This is a genomic window from Cupriavidus sp. CuC1 (genome assembly GCF_044627735.1).
In the GTDB taxonomy this organism is placed as follows: Bacteria; Pseudomonadota; Gammaproteobacteria; order Burkholderiales; family Burkholderiaceae; genus Cupriavidus; species Cupriavidus ulmosensis.
In genome coordinates, this window is the sequence record NZ_JBIUHC010000437.1 from 1 (window position 1) to 600 (window position 600).

Consider the following 600-nt stretch of genomic DNA (forward strand, 5'->3'; position numbering starts at 1 on the left):
GCTGCGCGTGGAAGGCCTCCAATGACTCGACCACATCGTTGTAGCGACGGCCCGGCACCGCCAGGATAAATTCCAGCGGCGCACCGTCGGGCAAGGTCATCGCCTGCAGCTCTGCCAGGTTGTCGATCGAGAGCAATCCCCGATCGGCGACGACGATGACGCGTCTGACGGGGAACCGGCTCAGTACCTTCTCGATGGTTGGCTTCAGGGTCGTGACTTCTGCGGTATTGCCGTCAAACACCTCGTGATAGAGCGGCAATCCCTCTGCCGTCTGCACGACTCCCAACATGAATTGCCGGGCAATGACGCCTTCCTTGGCCATGCCGTACTGGCGTACATCGTCTTGTTGCTGCGACAGACCTTCGGCACGAATGGTCGTCATGTCGTAGAACACCACCGACAAGGTTTGATCGACCAGCGGACGCAACAGCCCCGCCAGCACGGCGTCGACTTCTGCCTGATGCGTGACCAGCGCGTCCATTGCGCGTAGCAGATGTTGGTGGTCGACTGCTTCGATGGACAACCCTGGCAGGCCGACCGTCTCCAGCCAGCGCAGCACGCCCAGTTTAGATTCCGGGTCACACAGTCGATTGAAGACCA

The 600-nt window shown here is 60.5% G+C and carries 1 protein-coding gene; it reads right to left on the reverse strand.

Annotation, left to right across the window (positions count from 1 at the left end):
- Positions 1 to 600: IS1634 family transposase (locus ACGLHR_RS52090; protein ID WP_400103995.1), on the reverse strand; the 600-nt coding region annotated here is incomplete at both ends.